Annotated in this window: 19 protein-coding genes, 6 tRNA genes and 2 pseudogenes; 21 read left to right on the forward strand and 6 right to left on the reverse strand. The window is 43.8% G+C overall.

What is annotated here, in order from left to right:
• Positions 1-62: 62 nt before the first annotated feature.
• The 21 genes and pseudogenes from ACTHSN_RS01500 (at position 63) to ACTHSN_RS01600 (ending at position 17,986) form a co-directional block, all read left to right on the forward strand.
• Positions 63-728: a DUF2059 domain-containing protein gene (locus ACTHSN_RS01500; protein WP_070461491.1), complete on the forward strand. Its 666-nt coding sequence runs from the start codon at positions 63-65 to the stop codon at positions 726-728.
• Between the two features lie 46 nt (positions 729-774).
• Positions 775-1,323 carry a DUF2059 domain-containing protein gene (locus ACTHSN_RS01505; protein ID WP_070461492.1) on the forward strand — a complete coding sequence of 183 codons (549 nt, stop codon included), beginning with the start codon at positions 775-777 and terminating at the stop codon, positions 1,321-1,323.
• Between the two features lie 93 nt (positions 1,324-1,416).
• A complete protein-coding gene (locus ACTHSN_RS01510; protein ID WP_003679524.1) occupies positions 1,417-1,599 on the forward strand; it encodes a Trm112 family protein in 183 nt (60 codons plus the stop codon).
• Positions 1,596-2,354, forward strand: a complete 759-nt coding sequence (kdsB, locus tag ACTHSN_RS01515) for a 3-deoxy-manno-octulosonate cytidylyltransferase (RefSeq protein ID WP_070461493.1) — start codon at positions 1,596-1,598, stop codon at positions 2,352-2,354. The genes ACTHSN_RS01510 and kdsB overlap by 4 nt, the downstream gene beginning before the upstream one ends.
• Positions 2,355-2,375: 21 nt before the next feature.
• Positions 2,376-2,894: a 3-deoxy-manno-octulosonate cytidylyltransferase gene (locus tag ACTHSN_RS01520; protein ID WP_070461494.1), complete on the forward strand. Its 519-nt coding sequence runs from the start codon at positions 2,376-2,378 to the stop codon at positions 2,892-2,894.
• Between the two features lie 71 nt (positions 2,895-2,965).
• A complete protein-coding gene (adk, locus tag ACTHSN_RS01525; RefSeq protein WP_003746105.1) occupies positions 2,966-3,613 on the forward strand; it encodes an adenylate kinase in 648 nt (215 codons plus the stop codon).
• Positions 3,614-3,723: 110 nt separating this feature from the next.
• The gene (gene pyrF / locus ACTHSN_RS01530; protein ID WP_070461495.1) at positions 3,724-4,455 is read left to right on the forward strand and encodes an orotidine-5'-phosphate decarboxylase; all 732 of its coding nucleotides are present in this window, start codon (positions 3,724-3,726) and stop codon (positions 4,453-4,455) included.
• Between the two features lie 13 nt (positions 4,456-4,468).
• Positions 4,469-5,140 (forward strand): NAD(P)H-binding protein, encoded by a 672-nt coding sequence (locus ACTHSN_RS01535; protein WP_070461496.1) that lies wholly within the window; start codon positions 4,469-4,471, stop codon positions 5,138-5,140.
• Between the two features lie 41 nt (positions 5,141-5,181).
• Positions 5,182-6,144 carry a D-glycero-beta-D-manno-heptose-7-phosphate kinase gene (gene rfaE1 / locus ACTHSN_RS01540; RefSeq protein WP_070461497.1) on the forward strand — a complete coding sequence of 321 codons (963 nt, stop codon included), beginning with the start codon at positions 5,182-5,184 and terminating at the stop codon, positions 6,142-6,144.
• Between the two features lie 139 nt (positions 6,145-6,283).
• Complete coding sequence (gene rfaD / locus ACTHSN_RS01545; protein WP_070461498.1) at positions 6,284-7,288, forward strand: ADP-glyceromanno-heptose 6-epimerase; 1,005 nt, start codon at positions 6,284-6,286, stop codon at positions 7,286-7,288.
• Between the two features lie 467 nt (positions 7,289-7,755).
• Positions 7,756-8,100, forward strand: coding sequence for a hypothetical protein (locus ACTHSN_RS01550; protein ID WP_070461500.1), 345 nt, complete (start codon positions 7,756-7,758; stop codon positions 8,098-8,100).
• Between the two features lie 408 nt (positions 8,101-8,508).
• On the forward strand, positions 8,509-8,796 hold the full coding sequence (locus tag ACTHSN_RS01555) for a barstar family protein (protein WP_070644911.1): 288 nt from the start codon (positions 8,509-8,511) through the stop codon (positions 8,794-8,796).
• A 211-nt stretch (positions 8,797-9,007) separates the two neighbouring features.
• Positions 9,008-10,468, forward strand: a pseudogene (locus tag ACTHSN_RS01560) (hemagglutinin repeat-containing protein); the annotation flags it as partial.
• An 876-nt stretch (positions 10,469-11,344) separates the two neighbouring features.
• Positions 11,345-11,869 (forward strand): hypothetical protein, encoded by a 525-nt coding sequence (locus tag ACTHSN_RS01565; protein WP_070460937.1) that lies wholly within the window; start codon positions 11,345-11,347, stop codon positions 11,867-11,869.
• Positions 11,870-11,927: 58 nt separating this feature from the next.
• A pseudogene (locus ACTHSN_RS01570) lies at positions 11,928-14,307 on the forward strand (hemagglutinin repeat-containing protein); the annotation flags it as partial.
• A gap of 80 nt (positions 14,308-14,387) precedes the next feature.
• A complete protein-coding gene (locus tag ACTHSN_RS01575; RefSeq protein WP_070460939.1) occupies positions 14,388-15,098 on the forward strand; it encodes a hypothetical protein in 711 nt (236 codons plus the stop codon).
• A gap of 2 nt (positions 15,099-15,100) precedes the next feature.
• A complete protein-coding gene (locus tag ACTHSN_RS01580) occupies positions 15,101-15,550 on the forward strand; it encodes a hypothetical protein (protein ID WP_440365021.1) in 450 nt (149 codons plus the stop codon).
• Between the two features lie 349 nt (positions 15,551-15,899).
• Positions 15,900-16,031 carry a hypothetical protein gene (locus ACTHSN_RS01585; protein ID WP_349267089.1) on the forward strand — a complete coding sequence of 44 codons (132 nt, stop codon included), beginning with the start codon at positions 15,900-15,902 and terminating at the stop codon, positions 16,029-16,031.
• A complete protein-coding gene (locus ACTHSN_RS01590) occupies positions 16,032-16,526 on the forward strand; it encodes a contact-dependent growth inhibition system immunity protein (RefSeq protein WP_107768770.1) in 495 nt (164 codons plus the stop codon). It begins immediately after the preceding gene.
• A 157-nt stretch (positions 16,527-16,683) separates the two neighbouring features.
• Complete coding sequence (locus ACTHSN_RS01595) at positions 16,684-17,310, forward strand: hypothetical protein (protein ID WP_107768769.1); 627 nt, start codon at positions 16,684-16,686, stop codon at positions 17,308-17,310.
• Positions 17,311-17,560: 250 nt separating this feature from the next.
• Positions 17,561-17,986 (forward strand): site-specific integrase, encoded by a 426-nt coding sequence (locus ACTHSN_RS01600; RefSeq protein ID WP_234395971.1) that lies wholly within the window; start codon positions 17,561-17,563, stop codon positions 17,984-17,986.
• 96 nt (positions 17,987-18,082) lie between these two features.
• On the opposite strand, the gene ACTHSN_RS01605 is transcribed toward ACTHSN_RS01600, so the two are convergent.
• From ACTHSN_RS01605 to ACTHSN_RS01630, 6 genes are all read right to left on the reverse strand, one after another.
• Positions 18,083-18,172 (reverse strand) — tRNA-Leu (locus tag ACTHSN_RS01605).
• 21 nt (positions 18,173-18,193) lie between these two features.
• A tRNA-Cys gene (locus ACTHSN_RS01610) sits at positions 18,194-18,271 on the reverse strand.
• Positions 18,272-18,281: 10 nt separating this feature from the next.
• Positions 18,282-18,355 (reverse strand) — tRNA-Cys (locus ACTHSN_RS01615).
• Positions 18,356-18,391: 36 nt separating this feature from the next.
• Positions 18,392-18,467 (reverse strand) — tRNA-Gly (locus ACTHSN_RS01620).
• A gap of 21 nt (positions 18,468-18,488) precedes the next feature.
• A tRNA-Gly gene (locus ACTHSN_RS01625) sits at positions 18,489-18,564 on the reverse strand.
• A 24-nt stretch (positions 18,565-18,588) separates the two neighbouring features.
• Positions 18,589-18,664 (reverse strand) — tRNA-Gly (locus tag ACTHSN_RS01630).

Here is an 18,664-nt window from a genome sequence, read left to right on the forward strand (position 1 = left end):
GCTTATAGATGTTTCACAGATGTTTTAAAGATGATCTTCAAACTACGCGATAGGAGTAAATCATGAAGTTAAAATATTTGTTGGTTGCTTGCGCAGCTTTATTTGCATCCACTCAAAGCTTAGCTGCTAAACCAAGTGATGAATCTGCAATAAAATGGTTGGAGATTCAAGGGATAAGCAGTAATTATAGCGAGAAAGTACAACGTTCTTTGGAGATGGTAAATAAAGAGGACAATGAGCGCTTGTTAACGATGACGCCCAAAGCTCAAAAAGCGCAGATGAAGGCGGTCATCAGCCGTTATATGAAAAACATGCAAGACGATTTGAGCCGCCCTGAGTTGAAAAAACAATGGTTGGATGAAGAAAAGCGTGCCGTACAGAAAGTATTTACACAAGAAGAAGTCGATGTACTCAACAGCTTCTTCTCTTCCCCTCGGGGCAAGGGTATTTTGAAAAAAATCAATCATCTCAGACAGCATGGCGGAGATATTGACAATGTGCTGAGCCAAGCAGACGTGGATAGCATAGTAAAAGTATTTGAGCATGGGGCCGGTAAGTCTGCATTTGAAAAGATAGAACGTTTCGACAAATTGAATGATGAGATTGTTGAAAAGACAATGAGCAACAACTATATCAACGCAAGCAGGAAATATACACCTGCTTTTGAGGAGCAAACACATGGTATTTTATGCAAAGGCAACAAACATTTGCCGAATTGTGCCAAATAATTTTCCGACTATCTGAAAATATTTTTTTATTGAAAAGGAGAAAAAAATGAAACTGAAAACCTTATTATTGCCCTTCGCCACGCTGGCCTTGTGTGCCAATGCGTTTGCCGCGCCGCCCAGTGATGCGTCGCTGGAGCGTTGGTTGGATACACAGAATTTTGACCGGGAATTAGAAAAAAATATGATTGACGGTTTCAATGTTGGATTTAAACCGTATGCAGATAAAGCCCTTGCCAAAGTACCGGAAGCGAAAAAAGAGCAAATAGCAAAAGCTATTGATCGTTATCGCGAAAATGTTTTGAGAGATTTAATGACGCCCGAAGTGAAACAGACTATCCGCAATAATTTATTAAAGAATGCCAAATTAACATACACTCAAGAAGAAGTTGACGGCATGATTGCCTTTAATAGTTCACCTGTCGGGCAGGCTGTTGTTGTTAAGACTCCTCTTATGCGCAATCAAGCTATGAACGAACTAATGACTTTTGGATTGGCATTAACAGAGAAAGCTGCACAGCGTCATATGCCTGAATTTGCGAAAGAGGTGCAAGGTATCATGTGCGGCGGCAAAAAACCTGATGCAAGCTGTAATTAAGCCAAATAGGTTGGGAAAAGCATAAGAAATAAATTATAGTCGTCTGAAAAATATTTCAGACGACCTCCAATTTATCAAACCCGAAAGTACCCCATGGAAAAAAAATTCTTAGACATCCTTGTTTGTCCTGTGACCAAAGGCAAACTCGAATACCATCAAGACAAACAGGAATTGTGGAGCCGTCAGGCGAAGTTGGCTTATCCGATTCGTGACGGCATCCCTTATATGTTGGAAAACGAAGCACGAGCGTTGAGCGAAGAGGAACTGAAAGCATGACCGAATTTGTCGTATTGATTCCGGCGCGGTTGGATTCTTCACGTCTGCCGGGTAAGGCTTTGGCCGATATTCACGGTAAACCGATGGTTGTACGCGTCGCCGAACAGGCGGCAAAAAGCGAGGCTGCGCGTGTTGTCGTTGCCACCGACCATCCCGATATTCAGACGGCCTGTCAGGCGCATGGCATCGAAGTGGTCATGACTTCCAATCAACACGAAAGCGGTACAACGCGCCTTGCCGAAGCGGCCAATACGCTGAAACTGCCGCAACATCTGATTGTCGTGAACGTACAAGGCGATGAGCCTTTAATCGACCCAGAGCTCATCAACCGTACGGCTGAAGTTTTGGTTGAAAATAATGTGCAAATGGCAACCGCCGCTCATGAATTGCACGATTTTGACGAGTTTATGAATCCCAATGTCGTCAAAGTCATCCTTGATAAAAACCGCAACGCCATCTATTTCAGCCGCGCCCCGATTCCTTATCCGCGCGACGCCATGCGCGCCGAAAAACGCGAATTACCTTCTGAAACAGCCGTTTTGCGCCATATCGGCATTTATGCCTATCGTGCAGGCTTCCTGCAACGCTATTCGGAAATGGATGTTTCTCCTTTGGAAACCATCGAATCGCTGGAACAGTTGCGCGTCCTGTGGCACGGTTATCCGATTGCTGTTGAAATCACCCAAGAAGCGCCTGCTGCCGGTGTGGATACGCAGGAAGATTTGGACAGAGTGCGTGTTGCGTTTAAATCTTAAGGCCGTCTGAAAGGAAAAGACATGAATGATTTCCGCCATTTGAGCCGTGAAGAACAAAAATTGCTTGCCGACGTGGCGAAGCTGGTAAGAGAAGATGAGCAAGAATTCAACTATGATATGCTGAAAATAGAAGCGCCGGAGCAGGCCAGCGGCGAGTTCTGGTTCCGCATGGCAGAAATGCTCAGCACTTTGCCGCCCAACCAGTCATTGGACTTGCGTATGAACGGCGGGCGCTTGACTGTTGCCGTATCGATTTTGTCGGTATTGCTGCAAGACAATCCCGATATTCCTCAGCTTTGGGCACAAAAAATCATTGCGCTCAACTATTTGGCTCATGGCCATCAAACCCGTGCAATCGGTTTGGCGCAGCAGCCTGACAAAGCGGCCGAAGCCAATGAGGAAGAATATTTGGCGAAAGCCTTATCGCAAAACTTGCTTTCCACTTTGAAAGACGCGATAGAGCGATTCCCTGAAGACGCATGGTTTATCGGAATGCGCGACGATGCATGGAAGCATTTCGGCCCGAAAGAGGCCGTCTGAAGTTTTGAACGATAAACACAAGCCGTGTAAAATTATCTGAACATTAAATCCGTCAACCAAAAGGACTCATCATGAAAGTATTATTGTTGGGCGCACCAGGCGCCGGCAAAGGCACACAGGCTCAATTCATCACTGCTGCATTCGGCATTCCTCAAATCTCTACCGGCGACATGCTCCGCGCAGCCATCAAAGCAGGCACTCCGTTGGGTTTGGAAGCAAAAAAAATCATTGATGAAGGCGGTTTGGTGCGCGACGACATCATTATCGGCATGGTTAAAGAGCGTATTGCCCAAGACGACTGCAAAAACGGTTTCCTGTTTGACGGTTTCCCACGTACATTGGCACAAGCCGAAGCCATGGTTGAAGCTGGTGTGGATTTGGATGCCGTGGTTGAAATCGATGTACCTGACAGCGTGATTGTCGACCGCATGAGCGGCCGCCGCGTGCATTTGGCCTCCGGCCGTACTTACCACGTTACCTACAATCCGCCTAAAGTCGAAGGCAAAGACGACGTAACCGGCGAAGATTTGATTCAACGCGACGACGACAAAGAAGAAACCGTGAAAAAACGCCTTGCCGTTTACCACGAGCAAACCGAAGTTTTGGTTGATTTTTACAGCAAACTGGAAGGCGAACACGCGCCGAAATACATCAAAGTTGACGGCACCCAAGCAGTAGAAGCCGTGAAAGCCGAAGTATTGAAAGGTTTGGGCAAATAAGTTTTGCCAAAGTAAAATCATGAGGCCGTCTGAAAAAATATTTTCAGACGGCCTTTTGTGTACAAAAGCTGTTAAAATCGAAGCTATAACCGTTTATCCGCAGGTATCTTATGAATCCCTTGATCTCCGACTTCCAAACTCAGCAACAACGTACTCCCGTCATCGTCGCCCTCGATTTTGCCAACGAAAAAGATACGCTCGGATTTGTCCGCAATCTTGACCCGACACTGTGTCAAATCAAAATCGGTAAAGAGCTGTTCACCGCAACCGGCCGCAATTTGGCAGAAAGCTTAATCAATCAAGGTTTCAAACTTTTCCTCGATTTGAAATACCACGATATTCCCCACACAGTTGCTCAGGCCTGTAAAGTTGCCGCCGATATGGGCGTGTGGATGGTCGATATGCACGCATCGGGCGGTCGCCGCATGATGGAAGCAGCAGCAGAAGCCGTTGCCGGATATCAAACCAAGCCGCTTTTGATCGGCGTAACCGTGTTGACCAGCATGGAACAAAGCGACTTGGCAGAAATCGGTTTGAACATCGCCCCTGAAGAACAAGTCATCCGCTTGGCGAAACTGGCGCAAAGTTCGGGCTTGGACGGCGTAGTATGTTCCGCTCAAGAAGCCGTACCATTGCGCCGCGAATTGGGACAGGATTTTGTCTTGGTCACACCGGGCATCCGCTTAGATGTTGCAGGCAATAATGATGACCAGCGCCGTATTATGACGCCGGCCGAAGCCTTGGCTGCCGGTTCAACCTATTTGGTAATGGGCCGTCCGGTAACTAAAGCTGCCGATCCGGTAGCTGTATTGCGCGAAGTGAACCGCGTGGCAAACGCTTAAGGCCGTCTGAAGTATGAAGGCGATTGTGATTGGCGCGACAGGCGCAACAGGAAAATCCTTGTTGCCTTTACTTGCAACCAGTTCAGAGGTTGAGTCCATCGACTGTTTTGGTCGCAGACATCCTGATTTTACTCACCAAAAGCTAAATAGCCATCAGATTGATTTTTCTAAGCCTGATGATTGGCGTGAAAAAGTGCAGGGCGATGTATTGTTTGCCTGCTTGGGAACTACCTTGAAAGCGGCTGGCAGTAAAGAAGCGCAATGGGCAATTGATTATGAGGCAAATCTTGAATTTGCCAAAGCCGCACGAGAAAACGGCGTCAATACTTTGGTTTTGATTTCCGCTTCCGGTGCAAATTCTGCTTCGAGCCTGTTTTATCAACGGATGAAGGGCGAATTGGAGCAAGCAATTATCGCTTTGAATTTTCCGCACCTTATTATTTTCCGCCCGCCATTGCTGATTCGTCCGAACAGCGACCGCTTGGGCGAAAAAATAGCAGAACGGATTTCTCGCGTACTCAACCGCATCGGCATGCTGAAAAACCAACGTCCGCTTGCTGTCGAAAAATTGGCGCAAGCCATGCTGAAAGCAGCGTTGTTGTCATCTCATGAACAGGCGTCGTACTCGAAAAACCATATGCAGGTATATGAGCCTCAAGATATTTTTAGGCTGTTAGATCAATAAACTGATAACAAGCCTTACACAGAGATTTTAATGGAGCCAGTATGGTAACCAAGTTCCAACAAGAAACCCTAAAATCACGTTTTGCACAAGCCAAAGTCCTTGTCGTCGGCGATGTGATGCTCGACCGCTATTGGTTTGGCGATGTGTCCCGTATTTCTCCTGAAGCCCCAGTGCCGGTGGCGAAAATCGCCCGTATCGACCAACGAGCGGGTGGGGCGGCGAACGTTGCGCGCAATATCGCCTCATTGGGCGGTAAAGTAGGGCTGTTGTCCGTGACCGGCGATGATGAAGCTGCAGATGCGTTGGACGCATTGATGATGCAAGACGGCGTTTCTTCCTATCTGATGCGCGATAAGCAAATTGCGACTACTGTCAAATTGCGTGTCGTTGCCCGCAACCAGCAGCTTATCCGACTTGACTTTGAAGAATTGCCTCATCGTGAGGTGTTGGAACAAATCAAACATCAATATCGAGAAGTGTTGCCTGAATACGATGCCATTATTTTTTCAGACTACGGCAAGGGCGGTTTGTCGCATATTTCCGATATGATCGATTGGGCGAAGCAGGCCGGTAAACCCGTTTTAATCGACCCGAAAGGCGATGATTACGAGAAATATGCCGGCGCTACGCTGATTACGCCGAATCGTGCAGAATTGAAAGAAGTGGTGGGCAGCTGGAAAAACGAAAATGATTTGACTGAAAAAGCCCAAAACCTGCGCCGTCATCTTGATTTGACCGCGATTTTGCTGACCCGAAGTGAAGAGGGTATGACCCTGTTCAATGAGGGTGAGCCGATTTATCAGCCTACACGGGCCCAAGAAGTCTATGATGTATCGGGTGCAGGCGATACTGTTATTGCCGGAGTGGGTTTGGGTTTGGCCGCTGGTTATACCATGCCTGAAGCGATGCACCTTGCTAATACGGCAGCGGGCGTTGTCGTGGCAAAACTTGGTACGGCGGTTTGCTCGTTTGCCGAATTGACCAAGGCATTGGAAGAGCAATAATTGCTGTTTCAGACGGCCTTAAAATCTAAAGGCCGTCTGAAAATAGAGTTGGAAAATAATCCAGACAGACAAGTTTTTATTTTCAGACGGCATGATTACTTCAAGGCCGTCTGAAAAATCAAAATAAAGGAAACTCATTATGACCATTATCGTAACAGGCGCGGCCGGCTTTATCGGCAGCAACATCGTTAAAGCACTTAACCAGCGCGGTATTACCGACATTGTTGCCGTCGATAATTTGAGCAAAGGCGAAAAATTTAAAAACCTTGCCGAGTGTGAAATTGCCCATTATCTCGATAAACACGAATTTATCCGCCAAGTGCGCGGCCATCTTCTGCCTTACGACGATATCGAAGCCGTTTTTCATCAAGGCGCATGTTCCGATACCATGAATCATGATGGTCTTTACATGATGGACAACAACTACCAGTACACGCTCGATCTCTTGGACTGGTGTCAGGATGAACGCATTCCGTTCCTTTATGCCTCCAGCGCTGCTGTATATGGTAAGGGCGAAATCTTCCGCGAAGAGCGCGAACTGGAAAAACCGCTCAATGTGTATGGCTACTCTAAATTCTTGTTTGACCAAGTATTGCGCCGCCGAATGGAAGAAGGTTTGACCGCCCGAGTCGTCGGCTTCCGCTACTTCAATGTTTACGGACAACAGGAACAACACAAAGGCCGTATGGCATCGGTTGCCTTCCATCATTTCCACCAATACCGCGAGCATGGTTATGTTAATCTGTTTGGCGCTAATGACGGCTACGGTAATGGCGAGCAAACACGCGATTTTGTCAGCGTAGAAGACGTTGCCAAAGTTAACCTTTACTTCTTCGATCATCCCGAGCTTTCAGGCATCTTCAATCTCGGTACAGGTCGTAGCCAACAGTTTAACGATCTTGCCGCTGCCACCGTCAACGCCTGCCGTGCAGCCGAAGGCAAGCCTGAAATGAGTTTGAAAGAGTTGGTTGAAGAAGAACTTATTCGTTATATCCCATTCCCAGATGCGCTTAAAGGCAAATATCAGAGCTTTACTCAAGCGGATATCACCAAGCTGCGCGAAGCCGGGTATAAAGAAGAATTCTTGGATGTAAAACAAGGCGTCAGCCGTTACGTTAAATGGATGCTGGAAAACTTGGTTTAATCCTTCTTGGCTTAAATGAAGAAAGGCCGTCTGAAAAAGGATTTTCAGACGGCCTCATCATTTTGGGAGGCTTTAAAATTATAAATTTGCCTTTATTCGATAAGAATGGAAATAGCGTTTTTTACAACAAAGGTTTCAAAAAGGCTTAGTAGGGTAGCAGTGGATCTGCTGGAGTATTTGTAAAAGCTGTTGAGATATTATAGGTGTGAATAGATGAAATGAGACGATGCTATAACCAGTAAAATAAAAATGACTGGAAGTTTTTTAGTCTATTTATATTTAGGGACTGTACTAGATTATCCATCTGTACTTTTTCTTTAATTTTCAGTGTATTATAATCATATTTCAAGGGTAGCATATCTGCTAATCTAGTAAAGCCCCTAAAATTAATACGAATGGTAAGCAGCAGGGACGCACTCAAGCTGAATATAATGAAATAACACATTTTAAGATAAGGAGTCATTGATATGAAACAGATAGTTGTCCCTTTAAGTGTTGAAGCCATGAAAAAATTAGATTACGATCAAGCTGATGATAATGAACTATATGTATTTAAACTTTCAGAACAAGAGGTTAATTTGTTATTTGAGAAAAATTTCTTCGATAAAATAAATGAGATAATAGATACATATATAGATGATTATGAGGATGAAAAAATAATTGATTTAAGAAAATTAATTATTCTAAAAAATTTTTTACAAGATAATTCCCATCAGGCATTGACAGATATCCCTCTTAGAATATATCAAAATATTTTATTTTTAACTCAGCTGGCTATTTCCAAACAGACAGGTTTATTTTTCTTTTTTTAAATAACAAGCGCATTTGGAAATGCAAACCATAGCCCATATAAAACTTAAACTCAACAAGTAGCATGTGTGCAGAACGCACGCATGCGGTTCTCAAGGTTTGAGCCAAAAGGTCGTCTGAAACAACAAATACCTTTCTTTTAATAAGTTGCCACAGCAATCAGACAAAAGCAGCCTATCTCCACATCCATATAGGCAACATAGGGGAGATATTTTGTAAATTCTACAAATATTTTACCTGCTAAACAGGGTAGGATATGGTATGAAGCGAACATTAGCTTAATAAACACTATGTCAAGATCGAATCAGGCTGGTACTAGATTGTTGTATTCCAATGATGGATTGCTATATAACAACTGATCGTTATATCTCTGCAACACAAATTGGAACTTGTAAATAGGAGTATAACTTATGCAATTAGAGATTATCGGCAGTAAAATTTATACTGAACAAGATTTTCATAATCAAATTTCAAAAATATTTTCTATACATGATTATTATGGGAACAATCTTGATGCTCTGTGGGATTTATTAAGCACAAATTTAGAACGACCGATTACTTTGGTATGGAAAGATGCTATGTTCTCAAAAAATCAATTAGAAAATATATTTATTGAAATAGTAAAGGTTCTAGAAAGAGTTAAGAAACAAGATGAGGATTATGGATTCGAAGAAAAATTTAATTATATTTTAGAGTAAGTAAACCCTAATTACATTACGTACACAGGCTTAAAACTCCCCAAAGCCAATTAAGCAAGCCGTAACCCATATAAAACTTAAACTCAACAAGTAGCATGTGTACGGAACGTACGCATGCAGTTCTCAGGGTTTAAGCCAAGAGGGTCGTCTGAAACAACAAATACAGTTTCAGACGACCTTTCTTTCAACAAGCCACCACAGCAATCAGACAAAAGCAACCCACCGCCACACCCATATCGGTAGCACGGCCGGCAAAACGATTATCCGAAACGGCGGGGATACCACCCTCAAAGGTGCGCAGCTTATCGGCAAAGGCGTACAGGCAGATACGCGCAACCTGCATATAGAAAGTGTTCAAGATACTGAAACCTATCAAAGCAAACAACAAAACGCCAGTGCACAAGTTACCGTAGGTTATGGCTTCAGTGCCAGTGGCGATTACAGCCAAAGCAAAATCCGAGCCGACCATGCTTCGGTAACCGAGCAAAGCGGTATTTATGCCGGAGAAGACGGCTATCAAATCAAGGTCGGAAACCATACAGACCTCAAAGGCGGCATCATCACCAGCAGCCAAAGCGCAGAAGACGAAGGCAAAAACCGCTTTCAGACGGCCACCCTCACCCATAGCGACATTCAAAACCACAGCCGCTACAAAGGCGAAAGTTTTGGATTGGGTGCCAGCGTTGCCGTAAGCGGCAAAACACTGGGACAGGGAGCACAAAATAAGCCTCAAAACAAACACCTGACAAGCGTAGCGGATAAAAACGGCGCAAGTTCATCAGTAGGTTACGGCAGCGACAGCGACAGTCAAAGCAGCATCACAAAAAGCGGCATCAACACCCGAAACATACACATCACCGACGAAGCCACACAAATCAGACTGACAGGCAAAACAGCGGCACAAACCAAAGCCGATATTGATACAAACGTAACCACAGACACCGCCGAACGACATTCGGGCAGCCTGAAAAACGTATTTGACAAAGATAGAGTGCAAAGTGAACTGGATTTACAAAGAACCGTCAGCCAAGATTTTAGTAAAAATGTCCAACAAGCCAATACCGAGATTAACCAACATTTAGACAAACTCAAAGCAGACAAAGAAGCAGCCGAAACAGCAGCAGCCGAGGCATTAGCCAATGGCGATATGGAAACTGCCAAACGCAAAGCTCATGAAGCTCAAGATGCGGCAGCAAAAGCAGATAATTGGCAACAAGGCAAAGTCATTCTCAACATGTTAGCCTCAGGCTTAGCTGCGCCGACCCAAAGCGGAGCAGGCATCGCTGCGGCTACCGCATCGCCGGCCGTATCGTATGCGATTGGACAGCACTTTAAAGATTTAGCCGGTCAAAACGCGAATGGCAAACTAACCGCCAGTCAAGAAACCGCTCACGTTCTTGCTCACGCGGTATTAGGAGCAGCGGTTGCAGCAGCAGGGGACAATAACGCCCTAGCAGGAGCATTGAGTGCAGGTGGAGCGGAAGCAGCTGCGCCTTACATCAGCAAATGGTTATACGGCAAAGAAAAAGGAAGCGACTTAACGGTGGAAGAGAAAGAAACTGTAACAGCGATTACAAACTTATTGAGTACGGCAACGGGTGCGGCAGTGGGCAACAGTGCAACAGATGGAGTGCAAGGCAGCCTGAATGCGAATAGTGCGGTGGAGAATAATTATATTTCTTTCCCAAACAAAAATGACGCAATGCAATTTATTAATATCATCGCACCCTCTACTCCAAATTTAAAATTGAAAGTTGATGGAAACAATAGATTAGTCATTGATGGTTATCATTATGAAAATTTAGATGGTGTATTAACTTTGGTATCTGATAAAACAGGAGCACCAATTGTTTTACAAGGAAAAACTGTATTTGAAAATCTTTTAATTAGTAGCATGAAAAACCCTGATGAAAATAAATTTCCTATTACAGATAATTCGACACTATATGTTGATTCATATGCCAAAATGATTTGGGATCCAAGTGATTTTAATACACCAAACATGAATGATAATGCTCAAACAAATAAAGAATATCAGCATTTAGCAAATCGTTTACTTATTACACAACCTATAGTTGAACGTTTAATTTCTCAAAATTATACCCAAAATAGTGAAGAATTTGATAAGGCGGAAACAGAACTAAATTCAATCTTACATAAATATCGATATAATCGTTTAAAAGCTTTTTTAACATATGCAACACCTATAAAGTTGAAACAACAACAAGGTCGAAATTTGACATCTGAAGAGCATAATTTGCTGCAAGATGCAAATTTAGCAGCCCAATATCATGCTAGACTAAAGATGTTCTCAGATAATATTTATAAAAAAGGGATGAATGTACAGAGTGATATTCTAAAAGAAAAATTCCCACATCTAAAAGATAAAATTATTAGTGCAAATAAACCTGACAATTATACGGAAAATGGAAAAGTTGTAGGTTTAATATCAGATTTTGGAGCAGTAAAATTTATTATGTATACCAACCCAGAACAAAATCAAATATTGAAAACTAGATTTATTATCGAATAAATAGAAAGCCGTCTTATGTATAGTAATAAATTAATAACCCTGTTTTTTCTATTGCCTTTATTGTGCCATGCAGTTGAGTTTGATGAAACTCAATATAACGACTGTAAAGATAGAGCTATGTTATGTGTTGCTAGAATTTATTCTCCCAAAGGCAATAACTATAAATCTATGTGGTATGACGACAATGGCAAGTTAGCATTTATATCCTTTACTAATCAACAAATGGAAAATCAAGGTCACCCATCTCTAGCGATGTTTATTAGTGATGACAAAATATCTGATACCAATATTGATGAATTTTTAGCATCTTTCGATCCTGATAAATATCGAATATCTCATGATCCAAGATATAAATTTTTACCATTAGTATGTCAAACTCATTGTGATCCTTATTCTCTTTTTAATATTGATAACAAATTTAAACCTGATGAGAAAGATAAAATCTTTTTTTCAATCCCGACAGATAACACAGATTTTTATAAGAGTTTTTATTTAAATAAGGATTATATAAAAGGTATATATCCTAAGGCTGTGTTTTAATATAGTGTTGATAGGCGTACTTGGCTTCAATGTATTCAACAGGATAGGTTTATTCCTAACCGCCCAAAGCAGCACCTTTGAAGGCAAGCAAGTTGTATTGCAGGCAAGAAACGATGCCAACATTCTTGGCAGCAATGTTATTTCCGATAATGGCACCCGGATTCAAGCAGGCAATCATGTTCGCATTGGTACAACCCAAACTCAAAGTCAGAGCGAAGGCTATCATCAAACCCAAAAATCAGGCTTGATGAGCGCAGGGATTGGCTTCACGATTGGCAGCAAGACAAACACACAAGAAAACCAATCCCAAAGCAACGAACATACAGGCAGTACCGTAGGCAGCTTGAAAGGCGATACCACCATTGTTGCAGGCAAACACTACGAACAAATCGGCAGTACCGTTTCCAGCCCAGAAGGCAACAATATCATCCATGCCCAAAGCATAGACATTCAAGCGGCACACAACAAATTAAACAGTAATACCACCCAAATCTATGAACAAAAAGGCTTAACGGTGGCATTCAGTTCGCCCGTTACCGATTTGGCACAACAAGCGATTGCCGTCGCACAAAGCAGCAAACAAGTCGGACAAAGCAAAAATGGTCGTGTCAATGCCATGGCAGCTGCCAATGCAGGCTGGTAAGCCTATCAAACAGGTAAGAGTGCACAAAACTTAGCCAATGGTACAACCAATGCCAAACAAGTCAGCATCTCTATAACCTACGGCGAACAGCAAAACTGACAAACCACCCGAGTTCAAGCAAGCCAAGCCCAAGCGAGTCAAATTCAAGCAGGCGGTAAAACCACATTAATCGCCACAGGCGCAGCAGAACAATCCAATATCCACATTACCGGCTCAGATGTTGCCGGCAAAGCAGGAACCGGCCTGATTGCCGATAACGACATCACACTCCAATCCGCCGAACAAAGCAGCAGCGAACGCAGCAACAACAAAAGCAGCGGCTGGAACGCAGGTGCTGCCGTATCATTCGGACAAGGAGGCTGGTCTAGGCTTTACCGCAGGCGGCAATGTCGGCAAAGGCTACGGCAATGGCGATAGCGTAACCCACCGCCATAGCCACATAGGAGAAAAAGGCAGCCAAACCCTTATCCAAAGTGGTGGCGATACCATCATCAAAGGCGCACAAGTATGCGGCACAGGCGTACAAGTTAATGCCAAAAACCTAAGTATTCAAAGCGTACAAGATAGCGAAACCTATCAGAGCAAACAGCAAAACGGCAATGTCCAAGTTACCGTCGGTTACGGATTCAGTGCAAGCGGCAGTTACAGCCAAAGCAAAGTCAAAGCAGACCATGCCTCGGTAACCGAGCAAAGCGGTATTTATGCCGGAGAAGACGGCTATCAAATCAAAGTCAGAGACAACACAGACCTCAAGGGCGGCATCATCACCTCCGGCAAGAGTGCCGAAGACAAAGGAAAAACCCTTTTTCAGACGGCCACCCTTGCTGCCGGCGACATTCAAAACCACAGCCGCTACGAAGGCAAAAGCTTCGGCATCGGCGGCCGTTTGGATCTGAACGGCGGCTGGGACGGCACGGTTACCGACAAACAAGGCAGGCCTGCCGACAGGATCAGCTCGGCAGCCGGCTACGGCAGCGACGGAGACAGCAAAAACAGCACCACCCGCAGCGGCATCAACACCCGCAACATACACATCACCGACGAAGCGGGACAACTTGCCCGAACAGGCAGGACTGCGAAAGAAACCGAAGCGCGTATCCACACCGGCATCGACACCGAAACTGCAGATCAACACTCGGGCCGTCTGAAAAACAGCTTCGACAAAGACGCGGTGGCCAAAAAAATCAACCTGCAAAGGGAAGTAACGCAGGAGTTCGGCGGGACACTGCAAGGCCTCAATACCGAAATCGAACGCAGCCTGGACGGGCTGAAGGAAAAATGGGAAAAAGGCGAAATCAGCCGGAATGAATACGAAGACGGCCTCAAAGTAAGGCAGCGGGGCAAAGTCCTGCTCAACATGATAGGCGCGGGCTTGTCCGCCCCGACCGATAGCGTGGTGGGCATAACGGCCGCCACCGCGAGTCCCGCCCTGTCCTACCAAATCGGACAATACTTCAAAGGGCTGGCGCAGGAAAATCCGGACGGCAGGCTGACGGCGGGTCAGGAAACTGCCCACATCCTCGCCCACGGCGTACTCGGGGCGGCGGTATCCGCAGCGGGCGGCAGCGACGCTTTAACCGGCGCGCTGGCATCGGGAGGCGCGGAAGCGGCCGCATCCGTCATCGGCAGATGGCTGTACGGAAAAGGCGACGGCGGCAGCCTGAGCGCGGAGGAAAAAGAGACCATTTCGGCCATCACGAGGATACTGGGTACGGCCGCCGGGGCGGCTGCGGGAAATTCGTCTGCGGATACCGTGCAGGGCGGGATGGCGGCCGATGGGGCGGTAACAAATAATTTTGTTCACAGATTGCGGACGTTAGCAGCGCGGGCATCAATGTTATATTTGATACAGATCTCCCTGTTTCCAGAAGCATTATGGGACAAAAAGCCAAGCATGGTGCAGGTTCGGGTGAGTTGATCATTGATGCGGGAATCAATGCAGTCAGTGTATATCCGCCGGTTGCAGTAGGACTTGCCTCATGGGGAGTGGGCGACAGCATCGCGAATAACAATCCTGAACAGCTAGGGTCGAGCTTGGCTGGATTGGGCAGTTCATTTGTTCTTGCTAAGACGGTGGGAAACACAGCATATCGGATTGATTGGGGCGGACTGCCGACAACATCTTCCTTGAAGCTGCAGCAAATGGGGAGTATCAACCCTCCTCGGCTAACCAAAATTCGTGCAAACGAATTGGATGTCAAGAGTTATGGCGAAGCGAAAAAAGGAGATGTTAAAGGAGATAATTTAGAACATGACCATATTCCTTCTTTTGCAGCTTTAGTAGCAGCAAATGAAACAATACTGGGTCGTTCTTTAACTGCATCAGAATTGAGGCAATTAAAAAATGAATCTACAGCTATAACACTGCCACATGAATTTCATAAGCAGAGTAGGACATATAAGGGCAGAAACACTCAGGAACAAATTCAAGAAGATGCTCAAAATCTTTGTGCAGCTCAATGTAAAGACTTGGCTGTACTTGAAAAGAATCTTGAAAAATCTGGAAAATATACAAAATCTGAAATTGAACAAGCAATTAAAGACATTAAAGAAAAAAATGAGATAAGAGGTATTAAGTTATGGTAATTATGAAACCAGAATTGGAAAATATTTGGTATATAGAACAAAATAACAAAACTATTTGGGAAATATTAGGGTTACCCTCATCTAATTGTTACGTAAATACTGAATGGGAGAGAGACCTAGGTTATATTTATCACGAGTTCTTTGATTTTGGAATTAGTATTTTATTTATTAATAATAAATTAGATACAATATTTTTTTTCATGAAAGAAAAAGATGGTTTCAAAAAAACTGATTTATCACCTTTTAATTTCATATCTATTCATGATGGTATAAAGAAAATTGAAGAAAGTAAATTATATGATAAGAAGGAAATCCTGAATAATGGAAGAAATATTAATTATTTTGTTAATAATATTAAAATTAATTTAACTATTAATACACATAATGAGATTGAACTATTGGCTATTCAACAAACCATTGTCTGTATAAAGTCTAAATACAGTAAACCCTAACCTACATAAAACACCCATAACGCAAATAGCTGCTACACGAATCCTTCACGTAGAGTTTATGTGCAAGCTGTAGCCCATATGAAACCTAAACTCAACAAGTAGGATGTGTGCGGAACGCACGCATGCGGTTCTCAAGGTTTGAGCTAAGAGGCCGTCTGAAACAACAAATACGGTTTCAGACGACCTTTCTTTCAACAAGCCACCACAGTAATCAGACAAAAGCAACCCGCCGCCACACCCATATCGGCAGCACGGCCAGCAAAACCATTATCCGCAGCAGTGTAAAGACAACTCTAAGACGGCAAATTTTGAACGTCATAGCCTTTCGGGTATGACATTAAGGGCCGACATGATCAAACAGCGCGAAATCCATCTGGCCATACCCGCACAAACTAATAAGGAGCAAAGATTGCAGTTGCAACGTGTGGTAGAGTATGGCAAAAATCGAAACATTACAGTCAAAATTACGGAGATCAAATAAATGACTTTTAATCAAGAACAAGATTATTGGGCTGGCTATAAGGCAAATGAAAGAGCCTTGATTATTCAAACATGGTCAGGATTTGGGCGATATGCTCCAGACCACCTATATCCCCCTCATATCCTGCCGTTGGATACCGACAATGGAACTTTAGGCACGACGGTTTTGCAAGCGTTGGCAAACAGCAGGACTTTCGTTTATGACAGTTCGGAAGACCAAGATTTTTTTGATACCGAAAAATTTCGGCAACGCTATGAGGATTGGGTTGCCAACCTATGCGGGAACTTGGGCTATAAAACCAGACGCGCTTTATTTAAAAACATGATGAGCGGGGATATTTGGCTGCACAACGGTTGCCTGAAAATCAGCCCGAGCCGCCATGTCAAGCTGGAAGCGTGGGATGCCATTGATGCAGACGATGTTATTTTATCATTGGATAACAGCCCTGAAGAAATCGGAGCAGGTTTAAGGTTGGTATTGAGCCGCTGCCGATAACATTTGACAAAAGGTCGTCTGAAAGCTGGAAAAATGTTTCAGACGACCTTTTTATTAGACTCAAGCTCGCGTGCGTGCGTACCGCGCACACCTTCGCTGCAGATTTAATGTGGGCTACGACTTGCTGAAGATAAAGTTATTAAGGAATTTGTCAAATATGGAAAAAATTGAGAAATTTAAATCTGAATTATTAAATGCCATCTTTCAATATACTCAATGCATATCTATTTTTGTCTATAAGAAAAAGATATATTATTTAATTGATTATAAGGAAAATTTTGAATTAAATGCAAAAATATCTTTTGACATTTACCTAAGAGAAGGAATTATAACTAAAGAACAATATAATTATGATTATAAAAATTACCGTAATGGCATCTGGCAGTTAACTAAGGACAATTTCGAAAGCTATCTTCAATCAGATTCAGTCATTGTATTAAAAAAAGATGAATTGAAGGAACTGATGTTTCAGGGGTTTACTTCTGCTGAAGCAGTAAGGTTATATTCCGTTGTCGAGAACAAGCTGTCGTACAATGATCCTATCTCAGACTCTGGCCAGCAAAGTGATTTCTTAAAAATCAATCAGATTTCTTCGAGGCTGCCTTTGTTCTATATCAATTTTGATACGGAAGTGTATCTGCATATGGATTGGGACAGATGTCATGAAGATTATGTCTATGATGGCTGGTTTTCAAAGGCAATGGATTTTGGGTATTTAATACCGGATGAATTCTGTTACTGGAAAATTGAAGGACGGGATTATTGGAAATTTAGCCAATTATAAAGATAAGCAAGCCATAGTTTGTATGAATTCAAAAGGCCGTCTGAAAATAGAAAAACCGTTTCAGACGACCTTTGTTTAATGCCATCGAGCCAGCGGGCCATAAAGCGTAGTTGTCCAAAAAGGTATATTGATAGGCAAATATAAAAAGGAGGAAAAGTCAATTTTACTACCTTCAAACATTTTCAATTTTGAGTATTGATATGATAATTAATTATTTAGTATAAATACCGGCTTGCGACAGGCAAATGGTTTGGGTTTGACATGGAATCAGGTTGATTTAGATAGGAAGGTCTGTTGGTATCATCCTGATGAAATGAAAGCTGGAAATGTACTGGGTGTTGCTTTGAATGATACTGCTGTTGAAGTATTAAAGCGGCAGATAGGCAAGCATAAGAAATTTGTTTTTGTGAATAAGTGGAATAAACCAATTAGCGGCATTAACAGCCGATATTGGAAGAAGACGTTAGAACTGGCAGAAATAGAAGACTTTATTTGGCACGATTTAAGGCACACTTGGGCAAGTTGGTTAGTTCAGCGGAGAGTGTTGCAAGAAATGGGTGGTTGGAAGACGTTAAGGATGGTGCAGAGATACGCACATTTGGCTCCTGGGCATCTTCATCAACATGCTCAAGTTTTGCACGAGCTTGTCACATTTGACACAAATGGCGCAAGTTAGACACAAATCAGGCACAAACAAAAAAGACAGCCTTACAAATAAGCTGTCAATTAGAAATTTAGAATCTTAGGTTTTTCAATAAATTCAGATATTTATTGGTGCCCGGAGCCGGAATCGAACCGGCACGGCCGGTTTAGGGCCGACGGATTTTAAGTCCGTTGTGTCTACCTATTTCACCACCCGGGCGTAGACAATAAATTGATAGATTGGAGGCGGGGGCGCGGATTTGAACCGGCCTATATAAGGGTTGCACCCCTTATAGCATAAACACTCTGCCACCCCGCCATGAAATGGATGGAGGCGAGAGTCGGAATCGAACCGGCGTAGACGGATTTGCAATCCGCTGCATAACCACTTTGCTATCTCGCCAAATAAACTACTTTGGAGTGTTGGTAGTATTGAAACTGGAGCGGGAAACGAGTCTCGAACTCGCGACCTCAACCTTGGCAAGGTTGCGCTCTACCAACTGAGCTATTCCCGCGTATTCGGATGCATGATTTAATGGAGCGGGAAACGAGTCTCGAACTCGCGACCTCAACCTTGGCAAGGTTGCGCTCTACCAACTGAGCTATTCCCGCATTTGAATGCATCTGAAATTAAACTGGAGCGGGAAACGAGTCTCGAACTCGCGACCTCAACCTTGGCAAGGTTGCGCTCTACCAACTGAGCTATTCCCGC

This window comes from Neisseria sp. P0009.S010, assembly GCF_051958545.1.
In the GTDB taxonomy this organism is placed as follows: Bacteria; Pseudomonadota; Gammaproteobacteria; order Burkholderiales; family Neisseriaceae; genus Neisseria; species Neisseria subflava_A.